Genomic DNA, 19,168 nt, shown 5'->3' on the forward strand with positions numbered 1-19,168 from the left:
ATTTTTTAACCCGCCGCAATGCGGCAAAAAATAAGGAGGAAAGACATGTCCAGAGTAACCGTTGTGCCTGCGGACAGGCTCGTGATCGTGGACGGTCAGGCTCTGACTTTCGCGTTTAACGCTCCGGAGCGCATGCACGCCCTGCAATGGGACGGGAAGCAGGGCCACATCGAATGGCTGGGCAGCGGCGATGAGCCACCCCACAATGAGCCCCTGGCCGCCGACAGCTACGCAGGCCAGATCGCGCCGTATGTGGAGCTGTGGAAAGAAGAAAAAGCTCGTCTGGAGCAGGCTGCCGCCGAGGCCGAGGCAGCCCGTCTGGCCGAATACAACAGCGAGGCTGCCCGTTTCGAGCGCCTGCGCGCCGAGCGAGACCGCCGTCTGTCCGCCACGGATTACCTGCTCATGCAGGACTACCCGCTGGATAATACCCTCAAAGAGGCTGTGCAGCTCTATCGCCAGGCCCTGCGCGATCTTCCTTCGCAGGAGGGCGCGCCCTGGGATGGCGGCGGCGAAGAAACGCCGTGGCCGGTGATGCCTGCCGGGCTGGAGGCGTAGGAGGCGGCATGGAGATTATCCTTTGCGCGACGCAATCTGCCCTCTATCCGCCAGTCTTCCCGGCCTCTCTGGCGGACGTTTTGTCGTTCTAGGAGCACATGATGGAACCACACGAAGCATCGGCCAAGGAACGCGGTGAGGGCGTCCTTTTTCAGCGCATCCGCCGCATCACCGGCTATCTGGTGGGCACGCTTGATCGCTTCAACAACGCCAAGCGCGCCGAGGAGCGCGAACGGGTGAAGCACGGCATGGGAGGTCAGGATGCAGGACGATGATGGGCTGTCTCTCCCTATCGGGGGCGTGATCGAGGATGTGTACATCACGGCTCCCGTGAGCCGGGGAGGGGATGGCATCACGGTGTACGGCAGCGATGGCCCTGTGGTTATCCGCAACTGTACGGTCGATCTCGGCCGCTGGCCCTTGGATAAGCTGGATGAAGGCCTCTCCGGCGTGGACGGGGCTCGTGCCGAGGCCCGGATGACTAAGGTCTGCCGCGTAGGCAAGGGCGTCCTCTGGGGAAATGGCGACTACCCAGAATCAGATGCAGCCCGTGGAGAGCTTCTGCTGGAGGACTGTATCGTGCGCGACATCGGACGCCGCGCTCCGGAGGCGCAAGATGGCGTTCGCGTGACCATGAGGCGTTGTGTGATCCGTAACTGGGGCATCCGCGGCAGGTTCTCAGTGCGCGCCTTTGCCTCATGGGCCCACGATGGGGCCAGCATCCGGGCCGAGGACTGTGTTTTCTGGCAGGATCGCTTCCTGCAGGCCGGGCTGCGCGGGCTGGTCGCGGATCTGGCAAATTGGATCGGCTGGTGCTGGCAGCGTCGAGACTGGAACCTTCTGCACTGGTTCCTGCCAGGCGTGTGTCGCGGCCTGACCGCCAGCCAGGGGGGGAAGGTCAGCGCCTGCCGTTGTTATGCCAACCACTGGTGGATCCGGTTGCAGGGGCACCAGGGGGCCAGGATGGAAAAACGGGAGGCTCTGGCCCTCATGGCTCGCCTTGAGAGCAGGATGGTGCCAAGGTAGCTTTTTTTCTGAGTTCTTTTTGCCATAAGGACCCTGGAGGTTCTTTATGGAAAAAGACAGACTGGAAAAATGGCGATTCTCGTGGCGTGACCCGGCGACAGGCAGGACGCGGCGCCGGACGTTCACCTCGGAATCCGAACGTGACGCCTTCGCGGCGACCATGAGACAGGTCATCGAGCGGGAGCGTCAGCTCAAAAAACAGGCTCGGCAGCGCAGTGCCCGGATAAGCGCGCAAAGCCTGACGGTGCGGGAGATAATCCAGCTCTACCTTGAGTTGCAGATAACCCGTCCCGGAACGAAAAAGGCGACGGCCTATCACTGCCGCCCCTTGCTGGCCATGTTCGGCACTCGTAAAGCTAGGATGCTGACCATGCAGGATGTGCTGGCCTTCCGCGAAGCCCAGGCACTGCGGCAGGTGGGATTGTCCACGGTGCGGCTGCGCCTGGGCATTCTGCGTTCCGCGCTGCGCTGGGCCGTGACAACGGGGCGTCTGGCCGCCAACCCACTGGACGGCATGAAACTACCGCGTGTCCGCAGCCGGAGGGCCTCGCCGCCCACAGCGGCGGAAGGACGGAAGATGATGGAGGTCGCCGCCCCACATATCCGCCGCATCATCGCCATCGGCATGTACTGCGGTCCGCGTATCGGGCCAAGCGAGCTGTTCCGTCTGCGCTGGGCTGACGTGGATCTGGACGCGGCCCAGCTCAACATGCCGTCGGCTTCCAAGGCCGATGGCCCTGACGGACGTTTCGTGCCCCTGCGTGGCGATCTGGTGGCGCTCATGCGCCGCTGGCAGGATGAGGACAGCGCCATCGGCTGTCCCTGGGTCATCCACTACCATGGCAGGCCGGTAAAGAGCGTCGGCGCGGCGTGGCATAGCGCCCGTCGCGCGGCAGGTATCCAGCGCCGTATCGTGCCATATTCTCTGCGCCATGCGTTCCCAACGATGGCGCTTGAGCATGGGGCTGACATCGGCAGCCTGGCCGAGATCATGGGGCATACCAGCAAGAGCATGATTCTTGAGCATTACCAGCATGTGACGGCCCACCTCAAGCGTGATGCCGTCCAGCGCCTTCCCTCCATCCTGCCGGAAGAATAGACCTTGGCCCCCCGTTTTCGGGGGGCATTTTTTTTGCCATTTAGCCGATTTTCTTCACTTTTTTGTGTACGACAACGCCACTATATTGTATAGATAAGTTATTGAAATTCAACAACTTATCTCAAAGGAGCCTGAGAATGAGCAGCTACGACATCATCCGCCACGCCAGCTACATCCTGTCCCGCGTTTCTTGGCACGGCCTGCCGGAAACGGCGGTCGGAGAAGCGGGCTACCGCTTCCGCACGGGTGACATGGAAGGGGCGTCCCCTCTTGTGACCTCGCTGATGCGTGATCTCAAGTCCAACATGGAAATGAAGGACATCAAAGCAGCCTTCATCCTGCTGGACATCATCAACAACGAGATGCTGGAAGAGATCATCGAAGGGGCCTAGGCCGTATCATCCCTGCTCCGGTGGTGCCACACGCCGGGGCAGGGCAACCTCAAAAAAGGACACCATCATGAACAGCTACGAAGAAAAGCAGGAAGCCCGCCGGGCACGCTACGAAGAAAAGGCCAGCCGGCTGCGTGACGAAGCGCACCGGCTCCACGACCAGGCCCACGAGATGGCCTCGGCCATCCCCTTTGGCCAGCCCATCCTCGTGGGGCATCACTCCGAGGGCCGGGACAGGCGCTACCGCGACCGCATCCACAATACGTTCGGCAAGGCCTTCGCCACGATGGACAAGGCCGATTACTACGAGGAGAAGGCCGCCAAAGTCGGGAGCGGCGGCATCTCCAGCGATGATCCTGATGCCCTGGACAAGCTCAATGACAAGCTGGAGAACCTGCGGCGGAACCACGAGTTCATGAAGGCAGCCAATGCCGCTATCCGCAAGGGCAAGACGCCCGAAGCCAAACTGGCGAACCTCATGGCGCTGGGCGTGAGCGAAGGGGAAGCGCAGGACATCCTCAAGCCTGACTGCCTGGGGCGTGTCGGCTTCGCGCCTTACTCGCTTCAGAACAGCAACGCCAACATCCGCCGGGTGGAGCAACGCATCCGCGAACTGGAGCGGGCCGCCGCTGCCGAGAGCAGGGAAGAGGAAGGGCGGGGATACACCTACCGGGAGGACACCGAGGAAAACCGGATCATGTTCCTTTTCCCGGGCAAGCCCGATGACGATACCCGCCAGATGCTCAAGGATTACGGCTTCCGCTGGTCGCCCACCAGAAAGGCGTGGGTGCGGATGCTGAACGGTCGTGGCCGTTTCGCCGCCATGTGCGTCCGTGAAAGGCTGGACGCCTGATAAGCAAGCCCCGCTTCGGCGGGGCTTTTTATGGCGCAATCTTGATTTTTGTATTGACAATAAATCAAGATTGCGCCATAAAGGATTCACGGACGGCGGGAAAGCCGAACGGGAAAACAAAGGAGAAAAAAATGTTAAAGGCTACTTGGGCGGCGATGCAGGAAACCTCACGGGAGCTTGAAACTCTCAACGCCCAAAACCTGGGTGAAGGTTCGTGGAAGATTTCTCCCGAAATGGGCGTTGTGTATATCCCCTCTTATCGCGAACATCTCCTTGAAAAGATAGCGCAGGAGGCTGAGGAGGAAGTTTTTCTTCGCCAGTTCGGCCAACCTCTTTATGATGACGGCACACAGTATTCCCTCGTTCGAAATGCTGAATATGGTGAGGATTATTTCCGCCCCGAGGAGCCTGGAACGGAGTTGGATCGTGATGAAGTACGCCGCCACGGCCCTTATAGCTCTCTGATCGAGCTGTTTGACGCAATCATTGATGTCGATATGCAGGAAGCTGAATAAAAAAGCCCGGTTCTGGAGAAACCGGGCCAAGCCCCACGAACGTGGGGAAGTAAGGTAAAAAAAAGAAACCACAACCGCCCCGGCCTGTCAATGGCCGGGGCGCTCTGGCCGAAGAAAATGAAGAATAATATCCCCCGCCCGTTGCAGGCCTTGCATGCCCTGACGCGGGATTATCCCAGGATGGGTCGGATTCTCGACGATTTTTTGTCCAACAGGGAGGGCTTGCCTGATTGGCCCCCATATGTCCTCATGCCTATGGGGGGATGGTACGCCATCGCAAGCTCCCATCTGGCTGGGGGGCAGCTGCTGGGAGTTGATCAGGCCAGTGAGGTCTCTAGGCTGGCGGCTATCGGTGCGTGGCGATACTCACAGGGCATCTACAGGATAGCCCCAGAGCTCCTGCAGGCGCTGCTTGACAGCCCCCTTGAAGGAACGATCCCCACAGATGTCCTGCACTGCCTGCCGGAGTGGTGTCTTTATATCGAGACGCCCGGAATGATTTGGCACGGTGAGGCGTTATACGGCTTTTGGGTACATCTCGAGCATGACGCCAATGATGGTCATGAGGAGCTGCGCCTTTTCCTCGATGCAGAAGGAGGGTTCCAGGCCTACCCCCTGCATCTGGGCGGAGATCTGGGGGCGGCTATCGAAGGATTTTTGACCGAAGCGCGCCGGCATGGTGCTATTTCTGCACAGACGGAGAGTGATGTCCGGGGCGATGCCGAGGGGCTTTCTCGCCTGCTCTCCCTGATCCTCTATCTCTGCACGGATGCGCCGGAAATCGACGATACCCGGCGTCCAGGCAGCAGGCCTGACCATCCCCGGCCCAAGCGTGTCAAAAGCGGTTGGCGGCTTTTCCCGGCTCAGTCGCCCCGCATCTGGACGGTAGGCCAGGAACTTGCTGCTTGGCTGCGGGAGCCTACGCAGGTCAGCAACAGCTGTCCAGAGGGCACAGGTCGCACGGTGCGCGCTCATCTTCGTCGCGCTCACTGGCATGGCTACTGGACTGGCCCCCGCAAGGGCGATTCTCCGCAAAAGTTTGTGCTGCGCTGGATTCACCCCCTCATCGCTGGAGGTCATCGAGATAAGGAGGACGTTGATGGAGACAGATGACAAAAAGTCCGGCTGGGGAGGGAAGCGCTCTGGAGCTGGTCGGCCAAGAAGCCCTCATAATCCACGGAAAAAGATCGCCCGACAGGTGACGCTCGCCCCAGAAATCTGGGCGCTGGTGGACGCAGCCCAGGCATCCAGCGGCCAGAGCCGGACAGAAATTTTTGAGCACTTGATCCGCACAAATCTGGGATGATTTTTGCGAAACGCCCCGCTTCGGCGGGGTTTTTTTATGGTGTAATCTTGATTTTTATATTGACAATAAATCAAGATTGCGCCATAAAGGATTCACGGACGGCGGGGAAGCCGGACGAAAAACAAAGGAGAAAAAAAATGCAGCTCACTTTCAATGGCACTACTTTCCGGGCCAAGGATACCGCGCAGTACAACAACTGCGACGAACGCATTGCCGTCGTCTCCACGAGGGTGTTTCGCCGCGTCATCGACGCCCCCAGCATCGAAAGCCATACCGCTCTGGAAGATGTGATGCGCCAAGGCTTCCTGACCACTGATCGCAACGGCCAGAGCTTCCGCGTCATGACGGTTGATGCTGCCCATGCTTGGGGCTTCAATCTGCCCGAGGGCAATTAAAAAGCCCCGCTTTCGCGAGAAGCGGGGCCGGACACAGGGCGGTGATGTAATGCAGAAGCAGTGATGCTTCAATGGGGCCGGGGGGAGAAATCCCCCCGGAACCGCCCTGCAAGGAAAGAAGACCATGATCCCCCTGGACTGTCAAGGTAGCTGAGGAGAAGGGGATGAAGGACAGCTCTCTGAGGCAGCGTGTCTGCCGTGCATGCGGCATGTCGTTTGTGGGCGGCCCACGCGCATGGTATTGCCCCCAGTGCCGCTTGGAGAGGCGAAAAAAACAGTCGGCAGCGTACAAGGCCCGTAAAAGGACGGGGGATGTGAGAGAACTTGGCAGCACGGATAGCTGTGCCATCTGTGGCACGCCATACACTGTCATCGGGCCGAATCAACGCTACTGCCCGGCGTGTGCCGCGGATGCAGTAAAAGCTGTCGATAGCGCACAAGGGATGGCCTACTACGTCGAGCATAAGGATGCGATGAATCCCGTGCGCAATGAAAAACGCCGGAAAAAAGAGCGAATCTGCCCAATTTGCGGGGCAGCGTACCAGGCCTACGGGAAAAACGGCTATTGCTCGGAGGCCTGCCGACGTGAGGGGAAACGCCTCTCCAATGCAAAGGCTGAAGCCAAGAGGAGGGAGAAAAGGCAGAAGGCTGGCGAAAATCACGAGCTCCAGGATACGCCGCCTGCATCCCAGCAATGATGATGCCTCTGATGGATGATTTCCATACCCAAGTAAAAACCGCTTCGGCGGTTTTTTTTTTGCCATTTCTTCGATTTTATTCATTTTTTTGTGTACGAGGGTGAGCCAATATTGTATAGATAAGTTATGGAAATTCAATAACTTACACAAACAATGTCCGCCGTGCCACAGGCCGGGCGCAACCCTCGAAAAAAAGGAGCCACCTCATGCACACCATCTTTTCCCCCACCGTTTCCCAGGACAGCCCTGATTATCTGGGCCGCCTCGTCATCAGCTACAGCAGGGTCTACACGGTCGTCCGCACCCGCCAGCGCTACGACATCCTTGAGCTGTTCATCGCCACCCCGGAAGGGCAGGACGGGCGGCCTTACGGCCAATGGGTCTCCGCCCATGGCATCGCCGAGCCGTACCGCACCATCATCCACTGGCACCCCAATACGGAGTTTCGCGAGGATCAGTCCAGCTGCGAGGCCCTGTACCAGTCCGTCCTGCAGGCGGATGCCATCCGCGCCCAGGAGAAGGCCAAGGCGAAGCAGGAGCGTCGCGAGCGGGAAAGCCGGTGCGAGGCCTTCTGGAAGGAACACACGCCGGAGTGGGCCAAGGGATACATCGTCGCCGAGCTGCGCGAAGCCATAAGCGACATCATGACCGACTACATCGTGCATAGGGTGACCGAGCGCGTCCTGCTGGGCTTCTCCAAGTCCGACCGCAACAACTTCCGCGAGATGCGCAAGCTGGCGGCCACCTTCGGCCCCACGGAAAAGCTGGCCACGGAAGGGGAGGAGAATCGCGAGAACTATGCGGGCGGCTCCGGCTACTACCTGAGCGGCCCCTATCGTCACTCCGGCTGGACGATCCGCAAGGAGAACTTCAAGTACGGCCTGCCTCGCGGTAGCCAGGCCGTTCTGGATTTCTCCCACTGGCTGGAGACCGCTTCCCGCTAACCACAAAGGCCCCGGCTTCTGCCGGGGCGCATGAAAAGGAGCCTGACATGAACGAAGTGCTGACCATCCTCATGGAGCGAGACGGCCTTTCCCGCCACGAGGCGCTGGAGGTGATGCGTGAGGCCCGCGAGGCCATGCTGGAGGCCCTCGATGAAGGCCTCGATCCCGAAGAGGTCTTTGCCGACATCACCGGTCTGGAGCCGGATTACATCTGGAGCGTCCTGTAATCAGTAACCAGCGCCCGGAAAATTCCGGGCGCACACCATCATGCACGGAGGTTTGATATGGGTTGGCTGTATTGTGACCGCGATGAGCGTCTCAGCGACAAGGAATTTTTCAGCAACGAATTGCATCTGGAGGTGGTGGCGAGCCACAGGGATCGTGGGGAGCGGGTCGTCTACATGGCCGTCCGGCTGGAAAATGGGCTCATCTTCGGCATGGTCGCCCGGTATGACACCTGCCATGACCGGCTGTGGTACGGCTACAAGCTGATCGACGAGTATATGGGGCCGACCTACTATAACTGCCCACCTGCGATCCTGGACAAGCTCTCTCCGCTGGAAGAGCTGTTCCCGGAGCCGTCGGTCTTCCGCCAGTACGCGGTTGAGTGGAGGGCCAAGTGCCGCCGGCACGCTGCCTGAGCATGACCATGGCATAATGGACGGCCTGACCGGTGATCCGGCCGGGCCGTTTTTTCGTCTACCGCGTCCACTCCTGCGGGAAAGGCTCCGGGAAGACCGGGTTGAGCATCACTTTTTCCGCCGGGATCTTCAATTTTTTGGCGATGGCGGCCTTGAGCCGTCTTTCATCCGTGGAGCCGTCCACTTGGAACTTACCGCGCATTTCGCCCCAAAGGCATTGGATCTTGAGTTCCTGGGCAGTCAGACCGCGCGGCGTGGCTTGCAGCGTGTTCCATGTCCAGTCATCTGAGCCGGATACGCCCTTGCCGTCAGGGGCATAGGTGGCTGTAGCGAGGACGGTCTTGCCGAAGGCCGGTCCGGGCTGGCTGTCCAGTGTGATGCTTACCACAGCGGCACGTTTCTCTTGGGCATAATAGCGGGCGGCAGCGATGACAGTGGCTGCCAGCTGGCGCTTGCTGACGGTGGAAGAATCCCGTCTGGCTATGTAGTTCCCCTGTTTGTCCTGCTCCACCAGAACAATACGGACATTATAGCGCAGCCGTCCGGGGATGCCTTCATACGGGCTTTCTTTGGTGGGCGCAAAAAATTGGGCTTCGCTCTGTTCATCCGCCCGGACTGAGAACGAGAACAAGGGGAGAACAAACAGACAGACAAGACCAGCAAGTAGAATCCGGGAAAGACGGGTAGTGACCATAGAACCTCCTCAAAATAGGTTATTCTATTTCCCCATCTCCAGCAATCGTTCCGTCAGCCGCCGGTTCAGGGCGCGTTCTTCTTTCAGTTCGGCTTCCAGCTCGGCGATGCGTCGCTGGCAGTCAGATATAGAGGCCGCTTCTGCCGGGGCGTCGCTGGTAAGCATCTCTCCTTCCTCAAAGTAGAGCCAGTCGCGGTTCAACTCGGGAAAAAGTTCGAGGATACGCGGTAGAATCGGCCAGAGGTTATCTTGGCGCTTCTCGTTGAGATATCCAAAAAAAGTTTGCTGCTTATAGCCCAGTTTTTTGGCGAGTGCTGCATCTGACCCAGCGAAATTCTTAGCTATTTTTTTGACGCGTTCGAAAAGATGCATAGGGATACCTAAAAAAGTTTTTCTGTTGACATAACAATAAAACTAGGTTTATTTTGAAATTCAACAGAGAAACACGATTAAAAACCTTTCCGGGCCTGCCCGGAGCCGCCGGGACTGCCCCAGCAGGAACCGCCAAGAACCATCAAGACAGATACGAGGGGAAAGGCCCGGTCCCGGCGGTATGTTTAGCATCCGTGGCCGTGATGGCAGCCCGCAAGGAGCAGGGCGGTCAGCATGGTCAGCAAAGGAAGAAGATATTTCATGGTTCGCTCACTTGCTGGAGAATTTGCTTATCCGTGCCCGTCGCTGGCCTTTCCGGTATTGTTCGCATCGGCATTGTCCCCGACGCCATCGACCAGCAGGCGGGCCGTGAGTTTGCGGTTCAGGCGGTCTGCCTCGCGCAATTCCGCCTCAAGGGCCGCGATCTTGGCCCGGGCCTCATCGAGCTGCCGTTCCAGATCCCGGCTTGGGGGAGGGGATCCGGCTTCCCGCAGCATGGGGCCGTCCTCGTAATACAGCCACTCCGGCCGGACATCGGGAAAATTTTCCAGGATCGTTGGCAGATGCTCCCAGAGGTTTTTCTGGCTTTTCTCGGTAAGCCACTGGCTGAACTTCTGGGGATAGACACCAATGATTTCACCGAGTTTCGCCTGAGGAATGCTTTTTTTCTGGGCGAGGAAGCGTATCCGTTCGAACAGCTGCATTGCGAAAGAAAGTCCTTTTCCGCCTAATCTTGACGAATAAAGATTTTTTTGATAAAAATAAAGAAAGTTTTTGCAACAACCTATTCAAACAACCTAACAAGAGGGGGATACCATGACAAGCCTGAATCTCCCGCGCTCTGTACTGTTGCGGGTCTGGATGAAGGAACACTTCATCCGCAGCAAGGATCTTGCTGACCAGCTGGGTGTGACACCGCAGCGGGTGAATATGATGATCCGCGCGGAGACCATGCCCTCCCACCACCATGCTACCTGCCTTCGGCTGGGCTTTCCTGAAGACCTGCTCCCGAAGCCGTTTGACGGCCGCCCCGGGCCTGTCAGCTGTCCGCCTATTTTCCCCGGGCTGACCCAGACCGCGGATGTTCCGTCCGGGGTGGGACACGAATAGTTTACCTGCCCGACACGGCGGGCGTCACGCAAGACAAGAAGGGATTTTCGCAATGCAGGATGAACAGATCAGGATCTTGTGCCAGCACGCGGTCAAATACGCGCCCAACGGCATCTCCGCCGAGGCCGTGGCCGATGCGCTGGGCATGCGCTACGCCACGCTGATGTCGCAGCTGTCGGCACAGCCGGGCCACAAGCTGGGGGCGGAGATCGTCCTGCCCATCATGCAGCTGACGGGCGCATCCGCTCCCATGCATCATCTGGCCCGGCAGATGGGCGGTGTGTATGTGGAGCTTCCGCCGGTCTCTCCGGGCAGCCACGAGGTCACGGCCTCGCTGGTGGAGAGCGTCCGCCAGTTCGGCGAGTTCGCCGCGCAGGTGGCGCAAAGCCTCGACGACGGCATCATCACGGCAGAGGAACAGGCCCGCATCGCGCGGGACGGCCAGATGGCCCTGTCCGCCATCCTGAGAGTGATGGAACTCAGCGACAGGGCGCAGGCCGCCAAATAAAAAAGCCCCTCGGCTGCTGCAACAGCCAAGGGGCGAAACTCCCGAAGGAGCAAATGGTATGAGCAAGAATTACTCCCAACCCGGTACGGCTGTCAATCAGGCCACCTACATCGTGACCCTGGATGGCAAGCGGGTGCGCATCATGGCGAATTTCCGCCAGATCATGGCTCTGCTGCCCCTCATCTGCGCTGTCCGTCAGCTCAAGGAGGCGGTGGCGTGATGGGCGAAGGTCTGCTTCTAGGGGCCATCCTGCTCGCAGCTCTGGCGGGCTGCTGGCTGGCTCTGGCCCTCATCTGGAACGTGTCGAACCGTCGGCACATCAGGAGATTGCAGCAGACGCTGCAGGAACGTGAGCAAAAGCAGTGAGGCTGTCATGCCCAGAAAAGAGATTCGTTACGCCTGTCCTTACTGCGATAGCGACTATGCCACGGAAGACGAGGCGCAAGAGTGCTTTGAAAGCCACTATGAAGGCGAGGTTTACAAACTCGACCTTTATTACTGTGTTTTCTGTGGCTTTGAATTTCAAGAAGAGCAGGACTGTCGTGAGCATGAAATACACTGCCGTCACCGGCATGAACCTGTCCCGGAAGAATGGCGTTGCTGCGACAACTGCGAGCTTTGCACTCTGGAGATGCGCCGGACGTTGCCCTGTCCCGCTTACAATTTTGCCCCAAGCCGCCCGGCCTGTTCCGAGTGGCGTCAAGTGAGGAAATAGATGCTGAGTCAAGACCATACCAATGATGCGCTCGGCTTGCTGAAAAAGTTTGTCGAAGACATAGGAAAGAACGTTTGTTCCCCCGAGACTGAATGTATAGAGTTGGTCTTCTGCGCCAAAAACACGAAAGGGCAGGTATGTCGTATGAGCCTGGCCAGCGGGCATATTTCCCCCGTGGAACACTGGAAGATGACGCTTGCCATAGTTGAGCGGCTCGAAGACATGGGCAGGGACATTGAAAACGCCGTCGAGCTCAAGAAAAAAGAGGATGCCCATGTACAGTAGCCGACGCACCAAGCTGGAGATCATCCAGAGCAGCATCGAGCAGATCACCAGCCAGCTGCGTGACCTCGTGGATACCGAACAGGAGCGCTACGACAGCCGCAGCGAACGCTGGCAGGAATCGGAAAAGGGCGAGCAGATGCAGGATGCTCTGGACAGGCTGGAAGAGGCCGTGGATGCCCTTACGGACGCTTCCGCTAATATCGACGATGTCCTGGAGGTGATGTAGCCATGTCTGCCCAGCTGATGCAAAAGATCGCCCCCGGCTGGCGCCGTGTCGCCACGCCCCGCTACAAGAAGGATTACAAGGGGAAGTACGTCACTGCCGAGGATTTCTCTGATGTGCGCCCAGAATTTGTGAAAGTTCCCCCGGACGGGGCCGTCTGCCTCGTGGAGCGTCGCGCCTCGGAGGGCGCCGGCCATGAGTTCCTTCTGTACCTTGAGTGGCGCTGCCCCAACTGTGGACTTGCCACCCATCTCTGGGTTCCTGAATCGTGGATCACGGACGGCAGGCTCGTGTTCGTGGAACCGGAGGAGGAGAAGAGCCATGACGACCGCGCATGAGATCCCGTGCTATCCCGTCCCTCATTATCCGGGATACTGCATCAACCGGCGCGGGCAGGTCTTCGGGCCGCGCGGGATGCTGAAAATCGACGAAAACTACCGCTGCACCCTCTACCGCAAGCGGCACCCCAAGTCCCTCTATGTGGGGGAGATCATGGAGCTGGTCGGCCTGCTGCGCTCGGAATCCACCGTCGAGGAGCTTGAGGATCAGGCCCGCAAGCTGGCCGTCCTGCAGGAGGAGAACGCCGCACTCCATCAGGAGCTTGAAGAGGCCCGCACGTCCTTGCAGCGGGCGCGCAAGATCAACAGCCACTTCATGGCCCGCGACAAGCGGGAGCGCCGGAAAATCCGCGTCAGCGAGGCGGATATGGCCGCTCCGGACGCGGAGATGCTGCCGGAGTATTTCGGCTGGCCAAACGACGTGAAGAGGTAGCCGGACATCCGGCGCAGGAGTTATCCCATGCCTGTCTGGGAAGCTGATGATGTGCTTTCTCTGGACGAGGTCGCCACTGCCTTGCGACTTGACCGCCGAACCGTGCGGCGGGTAGCCTTCCAGCTCGGCGGCAAACGCTTTGGAAGACGCTGGCGGTTTCGCTGGGGCACAGTGATGGAGTTCTTCAACAATGCCCACGAAACTCAAGAGCCGGGGGAACTGCTGGCTGGCGCGTGTCGTCATCGACGGCCAGCAGGTGGACAGCAAGGTTTTCCCTCCGGGCCGCAGCAAAGGCCCGGAGTGGATGGCGGCCAAGACATGGGAGGTCGAGCGAAAAAAAGAATTTTTGGAGCTGCGGGAGCGGCAGCGGAAGACCCTCACGGGCTTCGGGCTGCTCTTGGCATGGGGCGAAGCCTATCTTGACCATGTGGGGCGTACCATGTCGCGGATCACACTGACGGAAAAACAGACGGTCATGCAGGCCTTGTTCGGCTACTGCCGTGAGGCGGGGCTGACAGGCGTCGAAGACCTGACCCGAAGCACATGGACGCTGTTTCTGACTAAGGTGGCCAGCGAGCGCGGCCCACGGCGGGCCAACGTCTACCGCAAGAACCTGCTGGCAGCATGGAACTGGGCTGTGGACAGCGGCTTTCCGGGCTTCCCGCAGGCGCATTGCCCCCTGGAGCGAATCAGGCCGTTTCCTGTGGAAGCCGGGGTGCGTTATGTCCCCCCGGAGGAGGACGTGATAAAAGTCCTCCAGCAGGCACATGGGCAAGATCTGGTGATGCTCCTGACGTACTACTACACCGGAGCGCGGCGGGGCGAGGTGTTCCGCCTGCTCTGGTCGGATGTCAACTTCGATTCCGGGAGCATCCGGCTGGTGGATCACAAGGGCCGGGACGGAAGCTCGCGGGCCCGCTGGGTGCCCATGCACCCGGAACTGGCCAAGGCCCTGCGCTGGTGGCAGGCCGTCCGCCCCTGCGTGGTGGATAACGTCTTCATGCAGGAGCATTGCGACGGGACGCTTGGAGAGCCCTTCCAGCAGCGCAGCAAACTGATGCCGCGCCTGTGCCGCAAGGCAGGGGTCAAGCCCTTCGGCTTCCACGCCCTGCGCCACAAGGCCGCAGCCATAACATTCACTGCCGGCGGGCTGGCCGTGGCCCAGACGCTCATGGGGCATAGCCGTGCCACCACGACGGACATCTATGTCCGCAGCGCCGGATTGTACGGAGATCGGAGCGTCATGATGGACGCTCTGGGCGAGAGCAGTATAGGGATTGCAGCCGAACAGCTGCTGGAAATGGAAATGCCCCGCAGGCCGGAACCCCGCGAGGCATTTTGTAAACATGGGTCTGTAAACAACAGACTCCAATAGGAAAGCGCTTCTGTAACGCAGTGAAATCTTTGGCGTCCCCAAGGGGATTTGAACCCCTGTCGACGGCGTGAAAGGCCGTTGTCCTGGGCCGGCTAGACGATGGGGACGCACTATGAAGTTGTTATGGCTGGGCTGCAAGGACTCGAACCTTGATTAGCGGAGCCAGAATCCGCCGTCCTGCCAATTGAACGACAGCCCATCGCGAAAATGGAACCTACGCAAAACAGGCCTCCTTGTCAACAAAAAAGTCAAAAAAATTTTGAAGAGCCGAATTCGGGAAAAAAGGGGAGCGGTCAGGAGGGAAGATCCACCTGGCGCAGCTACAGGATGATGCATTACAAAATATTTCACATGATATCTAACCTATTGATTTTCCATGGTCAGATGGCGGGATGAATGTTTCTATCCTGTGAGAATAGTTTACTTTACTTTGTCCCTTTGCCCGGTATTATCCTTGGGATATGCGGCCTGTGCGCGCCGCAAGAGCAAGATGCTTTGTGAAAAAAGCCGCTGTCTTTTTTCGGGATGGGAGGGAACGCTCCGCAAAAAAGCCTTCTTGTTGCCATTCTCAATCATGACGTGGCGGGGAGCAGCCCGGCCGCAAACGGAGGTTGTCTGTTATGGAACAAAACAACGAAGTCGTTGTCGACCGTGCCAAGTCGCAGTGGTCCGACTTGTGGAAGAAGGAAGACTACTGGGCCATCTGGATCGGCTTTTTCTTCCTGATCGTGGCCGCATGGCTGTGCTTTGGCCAGCGTCCGGCCCTCGAAGCCAAGTTCAACGAATATGAGACCATCATCAAGGCCGAAGAAAGCAAGCCTTTCAAGACCATCGAATGGTACAAGGCCACTGCCGCCCAGAAAAACGTACAGGCCCAGAAGCAGTCCCAGGTGGCTGATGTCATCGCCTATCTGAAGACGCCCGCCCGCTGGACCGACAATCCTCTGGACGCCCTGATGATGGATCAGGCCCGCGCGGATGAGCGCAACGCCGCCCTCAAGCCCAAGGTCGAAGCCGCCAAGCAGGCCGCTGCCGAAGCTCTGGTCACGGCCAAGGCCGCCCAGGATGCCGCCGCCGCTGCCGGTTATCAGGACGCCGGTCTGAACGATGCCGCCAAGGCCGCCATCGACTCCTGGCAGAGCGCCGAGAAAAAGGCCTCCAAGGCTGCTTCCGGTCTGGCCAAGCCCTTCAACCGCATCCCCACCCTCATCGTGCTGGGGCTGGGGCTGGGCGCCCTGTGCACCGTCGGTGCCGTGTTCATGGGCATGAACCCCGGCAAGTTCTTCGTCTCCTTCCTCATCATCTACGCCCTTTGCGTGCTGGCCAACATCCTGGGCAACCAGAAGACCATGCGCCTTTACGGCATCAACGCCGAGATCTGGTCCATCGCCATCGGCATGATCATCGCCAACACCATCGGCACGCCCAAGCTGGTCAAGGACGGCGCCCAGGTGGAATACTTCATCAAGGCCGGTCTGGTGCTGCTGGGCGCCGAAGTGCTGTTCCACAAGATCCTGGCCATCGGTATCCCCGGCATCTTCGTGGCCTGGGTGGTGACCCCCATAGTGCTCATCAGCACCTTCATCTTCGGCCAGAAGGTGCTCAAGATGCCTTCCCGTACCCTGAACATGGTCATTTCCGCCGACATGTCCGTGTGTGGTACCTCGGCGGCCATCGCCACCGCTGCTGCCTGCCGCGCCAAGAAGGAAGAACTGACCCTGTCCATCGGCCTGTCCCTGACCTTTACCGCCATCATGATGGTGGCCATGCCCGCCTTCATCAACTGGGTGGGTATGCCTGAGATCCTGGGTGGTGCCTGGATCGGCGGTACCGTGGACGCCACCGGCGCCGTGGCCGCTGCCGGTGCCTTCATCGGTCCCAAGGCCCTGCAGGTGGCCGCTACGGTCAAGATGATCCAGAACGTGCTCATCGGCGTGACCGCCTTCTGCGTGGCCATGTACTGGTGCGCCAAGGTGGACGTGCAGGAAGGCCAGAAGGTCAGCGCCATGGAGATCTGGCACCGCTTCCCCAAGTTCGTGCTGGGCTTCCTGACGGCTTCCATCGTCATGTCCGTGGTCAGCTCCTCCCTGGGTGCTGACGTGGGCAAGATGCTGGTGGACAACGGTATCAACAAGATCTCCGTGCCCCTGCGCGGCTGGTTCTTCGCCCTGGCCTTCGTGTCCATCGGTCTGACCACCAACTTCCGCGAGCTGGGCAAGTACTTCAAGGGCGGCAAGCCCATCCTGCTCTATGTCTGCGGTCAGTCCCTGAACCTGGCCCTGACCCTGCTCATGGCCTGGATCATGTTCTACAAGGTCTTCCCCGAAATCACGGCCAAGATCTAAGCTTCATCTGCAATCAAGGGGGCCGTTCCCGGAACGGCCCCCTTTTTTTCCCGAATGTTCCGGTGTAGGGTGATCCTCATGAATGACAGAATCTTCAAGATGGGCAAGCTTGTCCTTTGGGGCGTAAGCCTGTGGGTCTTTTTTGCGGTCATCACGCCGCGTCTTGTGGCCCTGAGCCCTGCCTGGCAGCACTATGACCGTGTCCAGGAAGAGAATGGCTTGGACAGCGGCGCCCTGTATTACACCAATGTCCCTGTGGTACAGTCCGCTGAGGAAGCCATGAAACGTGCCGTCAAAGCGGGGATGGCCGAGCGGCGCGAACTGGCCATAGCCCAGCGACGGAATGCGGAGCTGTGATGACGATGCCTGTGTGCCGTTTTGTGGTCAGCGCCTGTTTGGCCGGAGAATTTTGTCGTTATGACGGCGGAAGCAATGCCTGTGCCGCGGTCCAGGAACTGGTGCGCAGGGGAGAGGCGGTCACGGCCTGTCCCGAGGGGCTGGCCTGCCTGCCCGTACCGCGTCCGCCGTGCGAGATCAGGGAAGGGCGTGTCCTGTCGCAGGATGGCAGGGATCTGACGGAGGATTTCTTCCGGGGGGCCCGCCTGGCCATGGAGATAGCCCGCAAGCACGGCTGCACGGCTGCCATCCTCAAGAGGCGTTCGCCCTCCTGTGGTGTTGGGCAGGTCTATGACGGCACGTTCAGCCGTACTCTTTGTCCCGGTGACGGGCTGTGGGCGCGCATGTTGCGCGAGGCCGGATTCGCCCTGTACACCGAGGAGCATCTGCCCGAAGATATCTAGGCCTGTGGAAGGCCACTTTAGTCGTTGCCCGTCTTCCCTGAGGACGGGCTTTTGTTTTGGGGCGCTGCGGCTTGTGTTTCTCCTATCCATCAGATAAGAAAAAAGGCCGGCAGACGCTGCCGAATGGACTTTTTACGGAACGAGGAACCCATGAAAACCGAATCGCTTTGCCTGCATGCGGGCTATACCCCCAAGAACGGTGAGCCCCGGGTACTGCCCATCGTGCAGAGCACGACCTTTACTTATGACTCCACGGCCGAAGTGGCCAAGCTTTTTGACCTGGAAACTTCCGGCTTTTTCTACACCCGTCTGGGCAACCCCACGGTGGACGCCGTGGAGCAGAAGATCGCGGCTCTGGAAGGTGGCGTCGGCGCCCTGTGCACCTCTTCGGGGCAGGCTGCCAACCTTATCGCCATCCTCAACCTGGCCCGGAGCGGCGACCATGTGGTCAGCATGGCCAGCATCTACGGCGGCACCTTCAATCTGTTCGCCGTGACGCTGAAAAAAATGGGCATCGAAGTGACCTTCGTGGATCAGCGGGCCGATGACGCCGAGATCGAAAAGGCCATCCGCCCCAACACCAGGGCCGTGTTCGGCGAGACCCTGACCAATCCTTCCATGGACGTGCTGGATATCGAACGCATCGCGGCCCTGGCCCATCGTCACGGCCTGCCCCTGATCGTGGACAACACCTTCGCCACGCCGGTGCTCTGCCGTCCCTTCGATTTCGGTGCCGACATCGTCGTCCACTCCACCACCAAGTATATGGACGGCCACGCCCTGCAGATGGGCGGCGTCATCGTGGACAGCGGCAAGTTCGACTGGACTTCCGGGCGCTTCCCCGAATTCACCGAGCCTGACGCCTCCTACCATGGCCTCATTTATACCAAGGCCTTCGGCAAGGCGGCCTTCATCGTCAAGGCCCGCGTGCAGCTCATGCGCGATCTAGGCTGCTGCCAGACGCCGCAGGGCGCCTTCTACATCAATCAGGGCCTGGAGACCCTGCCTTTGCGCATGGAACGCCACTGCCGCAATGCCGAAGCCGTGGCGACCTTCCTGGCCGGCCACGACAAGGTGGAGAGCGTCTGCTACCCCTGGCTGCCGGACAGCCACGACAAGGCGCTGGCCGAAAAATATCTGCCCAAGGGCTGCAGCGGCGTCATCTCCTTCTCGCTCAAGGGCGGCCGCGATGCCGGGGCCCGTTTCATCGACAGCCTGAAGATGGTGTCCCTGCAGGTGCATGTGGCCGATATCCGCACCTGCGTCCTGCATCCTGCCAGCTCCACGCATCGCCAGCTCAGCGATGAGCAGCTCACAGAAGCGGGCATCACGCCCGGCATGGTGCGCCTGTCCGTCGGTCTGGAAAATATCGATGACCTTCTGGAAGACCTGTCGCAGGCGCTGGCGCAGGCTTAGTCCATAACGATACGGTGCAAAATAAGAGAGCGGGTCCCGCAGGGGCCCGCTCTCTTTGCGTTATGGCTGGCAATCCTCGGCCGTTCCGTCAGGAAAAGGGCAGGGGACGTTCAGTTTTTTTACGGTG

General features: G+C 59.6%; 28 protein-coding genes and 2 tRNA genes. 24 read left to right on the top strand and 6 right to left on the bottom strand.

Annotated elements, in window-relative coordinates:
• Positions 1–45: 45 nt before the first annotated feature.
• The 13 genes from DESPIG_RS03070 (at position 46) to DESPIG_RS03125 (ending at position 8,427) form a co-directional block, all read left to right on the top strand.
• Positions 46–558 (top strand): tail fiber assembly protein, encoded by a 513-nt coding sequence (locus DESPIG_RS03070; protein ID WP_040369144.1) that lies wholly within the window; start codon positions 46–48, stop codon positions 556–558.
• Positions 559–656: 98 nt separating this feature from the next.
• A complete protein-coding gene (gene nrdD, locus DESPIG_RS13550; RefSeq protein WP_006004899.1) occupies positions 657–833 on the top strand; it encodes an anaerobic ribonucleoside-triphosphate reductase in 177 nt (58 codons plus the stop codon).
• Complete coding sequence (locus tag DESPIG_RS03080; protein ID WP_006004900.1) at positions 820–1,584, top strand: hypothetical protein; 765 nt, start codon at positions 820–822, stop codon at positions 1,582–1,584. Before nrdD ends, DESPIG_RS03080 begins: the two co-directional genes overlap by 14 nt.
• 46 nt (positions 1,585–1,630) lie before the next feature.
• Positions 1,631–2,683 (top strand): tyrosine-type recombinase/integrase, encoded by a 1,053-nt coding sequence (locus DESPIG_RS03085; RefSeq protein ID WP_006004902.1) that lies wholly within the window; start codon positions 1,631–1,633, stop codon positions 2,681–2,683.
• A 137-nt stretch (positions 2,684–2,820) separates the two neighbouring features.
• Positions 2,821–3,075 carry a hypothetical protein gene (locus DESPIG_RS03090; RefSeq protein WP_006004904.1) on the top strand — a complete coding sequence of 85 codons (255 nt, stop codon included), beginning with the start codon at positions 2,821–2,823 and terminating at the stop codon, positions 3,073–3,075.
• A gap of 67 nt (positions 3,076–3,142) precedes the next feature.
• A complete protein-coding gene (locus DESPIG_RS03095) occupies positions 3,143–3,928 on the top strand; it encodes a DUF3560 domain-containing protein (protein ID WP_006004906.1) in 786 nt (261 codons plus the stop codon).
• Between the two features lie 131 nt (positions 3,929–4,059).
• A complete protein-coding gene (locus DESPIG_RS03100) occupies positions 4,060–4,443 on the top strand; it encodes a hypothetical protein (RefSeq protein WP_040369146.1) in 384 nt (127 codons plus the stop codon).
• 117 nt (positions 4,444–4,560) lie between these two features.
• Entirely contained in the window at positions 4,561–5,556 is a 996-nt protein-coding gene (locus DESPIG_RS03105; protein WP_147589162.1) for an AcrVA2 family anti-CRISPR protein, read from the top strand.
• A gap of 330 nt (positions 5,557–5,886) precedes the next feature.
• Entirely contained in the window at positions 5,887–6,144 is a 258-nt protein-coding gene (locus DESPIG_RS03110; RefSeq protein ID WP_040369149.1) for a hypothetical protein, read from the top strand.
• Positions 6,145–6,308: 164 nt separating this feature from the next.
• Complete coding sequence (locus DESPIG_RS13555; protein WP_147589164.1) at positions 6,309–6,842, top strand: hypothetical protein; 534 nt, start codon at positions 6,309–6,311, stop codon at positions 6,840–6,842.
• A gap of 206 nt (positions 6,843–7,048) precedes the next feature.
• Entirely contained in the window at positions 7,049–7,786 is a 738-nt protein-coding gene (locus DESPIG_RS12700; protein ID WP_006004918.1) for a hypothetical protein, read from the top strand.
• 47 nt (positions 7,787–7,833) lie between these two features.
• Complete coding sequence (locus DESPIG_RS03120; RefSeq protein WP_006004919.1) at positions 7,834–8,013, top strand: hypothetical protein; 180 nt, start codon at positions 7,834–7,836, stop codon at positions 8,011–8,013.
• 57 nt (positions 8,014–8,070) lie between these two features.
• Positions 8,071–8,427, top strand: a complete 357-nt coding sequence (locus tag DESPIG_RS03125) for a hypothetical protein (RefSeq protein WP_006004921.1) — start codon at positions 8,071–8,073, stop codon at positions 8,425–8,427.
• A 58-nt stretch (positions 8,428–8,485) separates the two neighbouring features.
• Here the strand turns inward: DESPIG_RS03125 and DESPIG_RS03130 are convergent, their stop codons facing one another.
• The 3 genes from DESPIG_RS03130 to DESPIG_RS03140 all read right to left on the bottom strand — a co-directional run bounded on the left by DESPIG_RS03130 (position 8,486) and on the right by DESPIG_RS03140 (position 10,197).
• Positions 8,486–9,121, bottom strand: a complete 636-nt coding sequence (locus tag DESPIG_RS03130; protein WP_006004922.1) for a DUF4875 domain-containing protein — start codon at positions 9,119–9,121, stop codon at positions 8,486–8,488.
• 24 nt (positions 9,122–9,145) lie between these two features.
• Entirely contained in the window at positions 9,146–9,493 is a 348-nt protein-coding gene (locus tag DESPIG_RS03135; protein ID WP_006004924.1) for a hypothetical protein, read from the bottom strand.
• Positions 9,494–9,783: 290 nt separating this feature from the next.
• Complete coding sequence (locus DESPIG_RS03140; protein ID WP_040369152.1) at positions 9,784–10,197, bottom strand: hypothetical protein; 414 nt, start codon at positions 10,195–10,197, stop codon at positions 9,784–9,786.
• A 112-nt stretch (positions 10,198–10,309) separates the two neighbouring features.
• Between DESPIG_RS03140 and DESPIG_RS03145 the strand changes: the two genes are divergently transcribed.
• From DESPIG_RS03145 to DESPIG_RS13560, 3 genes are read left to right on the top strand one after another with little or no spacing between them, the layout of a single operon-like run.
• Positions 10,310–10,603, top strand: coding sequence for a helix-turn-helix domain-containing protein (locus DESPIG_RS03145; protein ID WP_006004928.1), 294 nt, complete (start codon positions 10,310–10,312; stop codon positions 10,601–10,603).
• A 52-nt stretch (positions 10,604–10,655) separates the two neighbouring features.
• Complete coding sequence (locus tag DESPIG_RS03150) at positions 10,656–11,111, top strand: phage regulatory CII family protein (protein WP_006004930.1); 456 nt, start codon at positions 10,656–10,658, stop codon at positions 11,109–11,111.
• Positions 11,112–11,169: 58 nt separating this feature from the next.
• Complete coding sequence (locus DESPIG_RS13560) at positions 11,170–11,331, top strand: hypothetical protein (protein WP_006004931.1); 162 nt, start codon at positions 11,170–11,172, stop codon at positions 11,329–11,331.
• Between the two features lie 99 nt (positions 11,332–11,430).
• Here the strand turns inward: DESPIG_RS13560 and DESPIG_RS13565 are convergent, their stop codons facing one another.
• Complete coding sequence (locus DESPIG_RS13565) at positions 11,431–12,102, bottom strand: hypothetical protein (protein WP_147589166.1); 672 nt, start codon at positions 12,100–12,102, stop codon at positions 11,431–11,433.
• On the opposite strand from DESPIG_RS13565, the gene DESPIG_RS03160 reads away from it, so the two are divergent.
• The 4 genes from DESPIG_RS03160 to DESPIG_RS12710 all read left to right on the top strand — a co-directional run bounded on the left by DESPIG_RS03160 (position 12,101) and on the right by DESPIG_RS12710 (position 14,480).
• The gene (locus DESPIG_RS03160) at positions 12,101–12,337 is read left to right on the top strand and encodes a hypothetical protein (RefSeq protein ID WP_006004938.1); all 237 of its coding nucleotides are present in this window, start codon (positions 12,101–12,103) and stop codon (positions 12,335–12,337) included. The genes DESPIG_RS13565 and DESPIG_RS03160 overlap by 2 nt on opposite strands.
• A gap of 2 nt (positions 12,338–12,339) precedes the next feature.
• Positions 12,340–12,672, top strand: coding sequence for a hypothetical protein (locus DESPIG_RS03165; RefSeq protein WP_006004940.1), 333 nt, complete (start codon positions 12,340–12,342; stop codon positions 12,670–12,672).
• Positions 12,656–13,105 carry a hypothetical protein gene (locus tag DESPIG_RS12705; RefSeq protein ID WP_006004942.1) on the top strand — a complete coding sequence of 150 codons (450 nt, stop codon included), beginning with the start codon at positions 12,656–12,658 and terminating at the stop codon, positions 13,103–13,105. Before DESPIG_RS03165 ends, DESPIG_RS12705 begins: the two co-directional genes overlap by 17 nt.
• Before the next feature lie 190 nt (positions 13,106–13,295).
• Complete coding sequence (locus DESPIG_RS12710; RefSeq protein ID WP_006004944.1) at positions 13,296–14,480, top strand: tyrosine-type recombinase/integrase; 1,185 nt, start codon at positions 13,296–13,298, stop codon at positions 14,478–14,480.
• Positions 14,481–14,510: 30 nt separating this feature from the next.
• Here the strand turns inward: DESPIG_RS12710 and DESPIG_RS03180 are convergent.
• Positions 14,511–14,587: transfer RNA gene (locus tag DESPIG_RS03180), tRNA-Glu, on the bottom strand.
• 17 nt (positions 14,588–14,604) lie between these two features.
• Positions 14,605–14,679, bottom strand: a tRNA-Gln gene (locus DESPIG_RS03185).
• 421 nt (positions 14,680–15,100) lie between these two features.
• Between DESPIG_RS03185 and DESPIG_RS03190 the strand changes: the two genes are divergently transcribed.
• From DESPIG_RS03190 to DESPIG_RS03205, 4 genes are all read left to right on the top strand, one after another.
• Positions 15,101–16,825, top strand: a complete 1,725-nt coding sequence (locus tag DESPIG_RS03190; protein WP_006004948.1) for a YeiH family protein — start codon at positions 15,101–15,103, stop codon at positions 16,823–16,825.
• A 78-nt stretch (positions 16,826–16,903) separates the two neighbouring features.
• A complete protein-coding gene (locus DESPIG_RS03195) occupies positions 16,904–17,182 on the top strand; it encodes a hypothetical protein (RefSeq protein WP_147589168.1) in 279 nt (92 codons plus the stop codon).
• Positions 17,182–17,625: a 2-thiouracil desulfurase family protein gene (locus DESPIG_RS03200; RefSeq protein ID WP_006004951.1), complete on the top strand. Its 444-nt coding sequence runs from the start codon at positions 17,182–17,184 to the stop codon at positions 17,623–17,625. Before DESPIG_RS03195 ends, DESPIG_RS03200 begins: the two co-directional genes overlap by 1 nt.
• Positions 17,626–17,775: 150 nt before the next feature.
• Positions 17,776–19,041 carry an O-acetylhomoserine aminocarboxypropyltransferase/cysteine synthase family protein gene (locus DESPIG_RS03205; protein WP_040369155.1) on the top strand — a complete coding sequence of 422 codons (1,266 nt, stop codon included), beginning with the start codon at positions 17,776–17,778 and terminating at the stop codon, positions 19,039–19,041.
• The last annotated feature ends 127 nt before the right edge of the window (positions 19,042–19,168 follow it).

This window comes from Desulfovibrio piger ATCC 29098 (genome assembly GCF_000156375.1).
GTDB classification, from domain to species: domain Bacteria; phylum Desulfobacterota; class Desulfovibrionia; order Desulfovibrionales; family Desulfovibrionaceae; genus Desulfovibrio; species Desulfovibrio piger.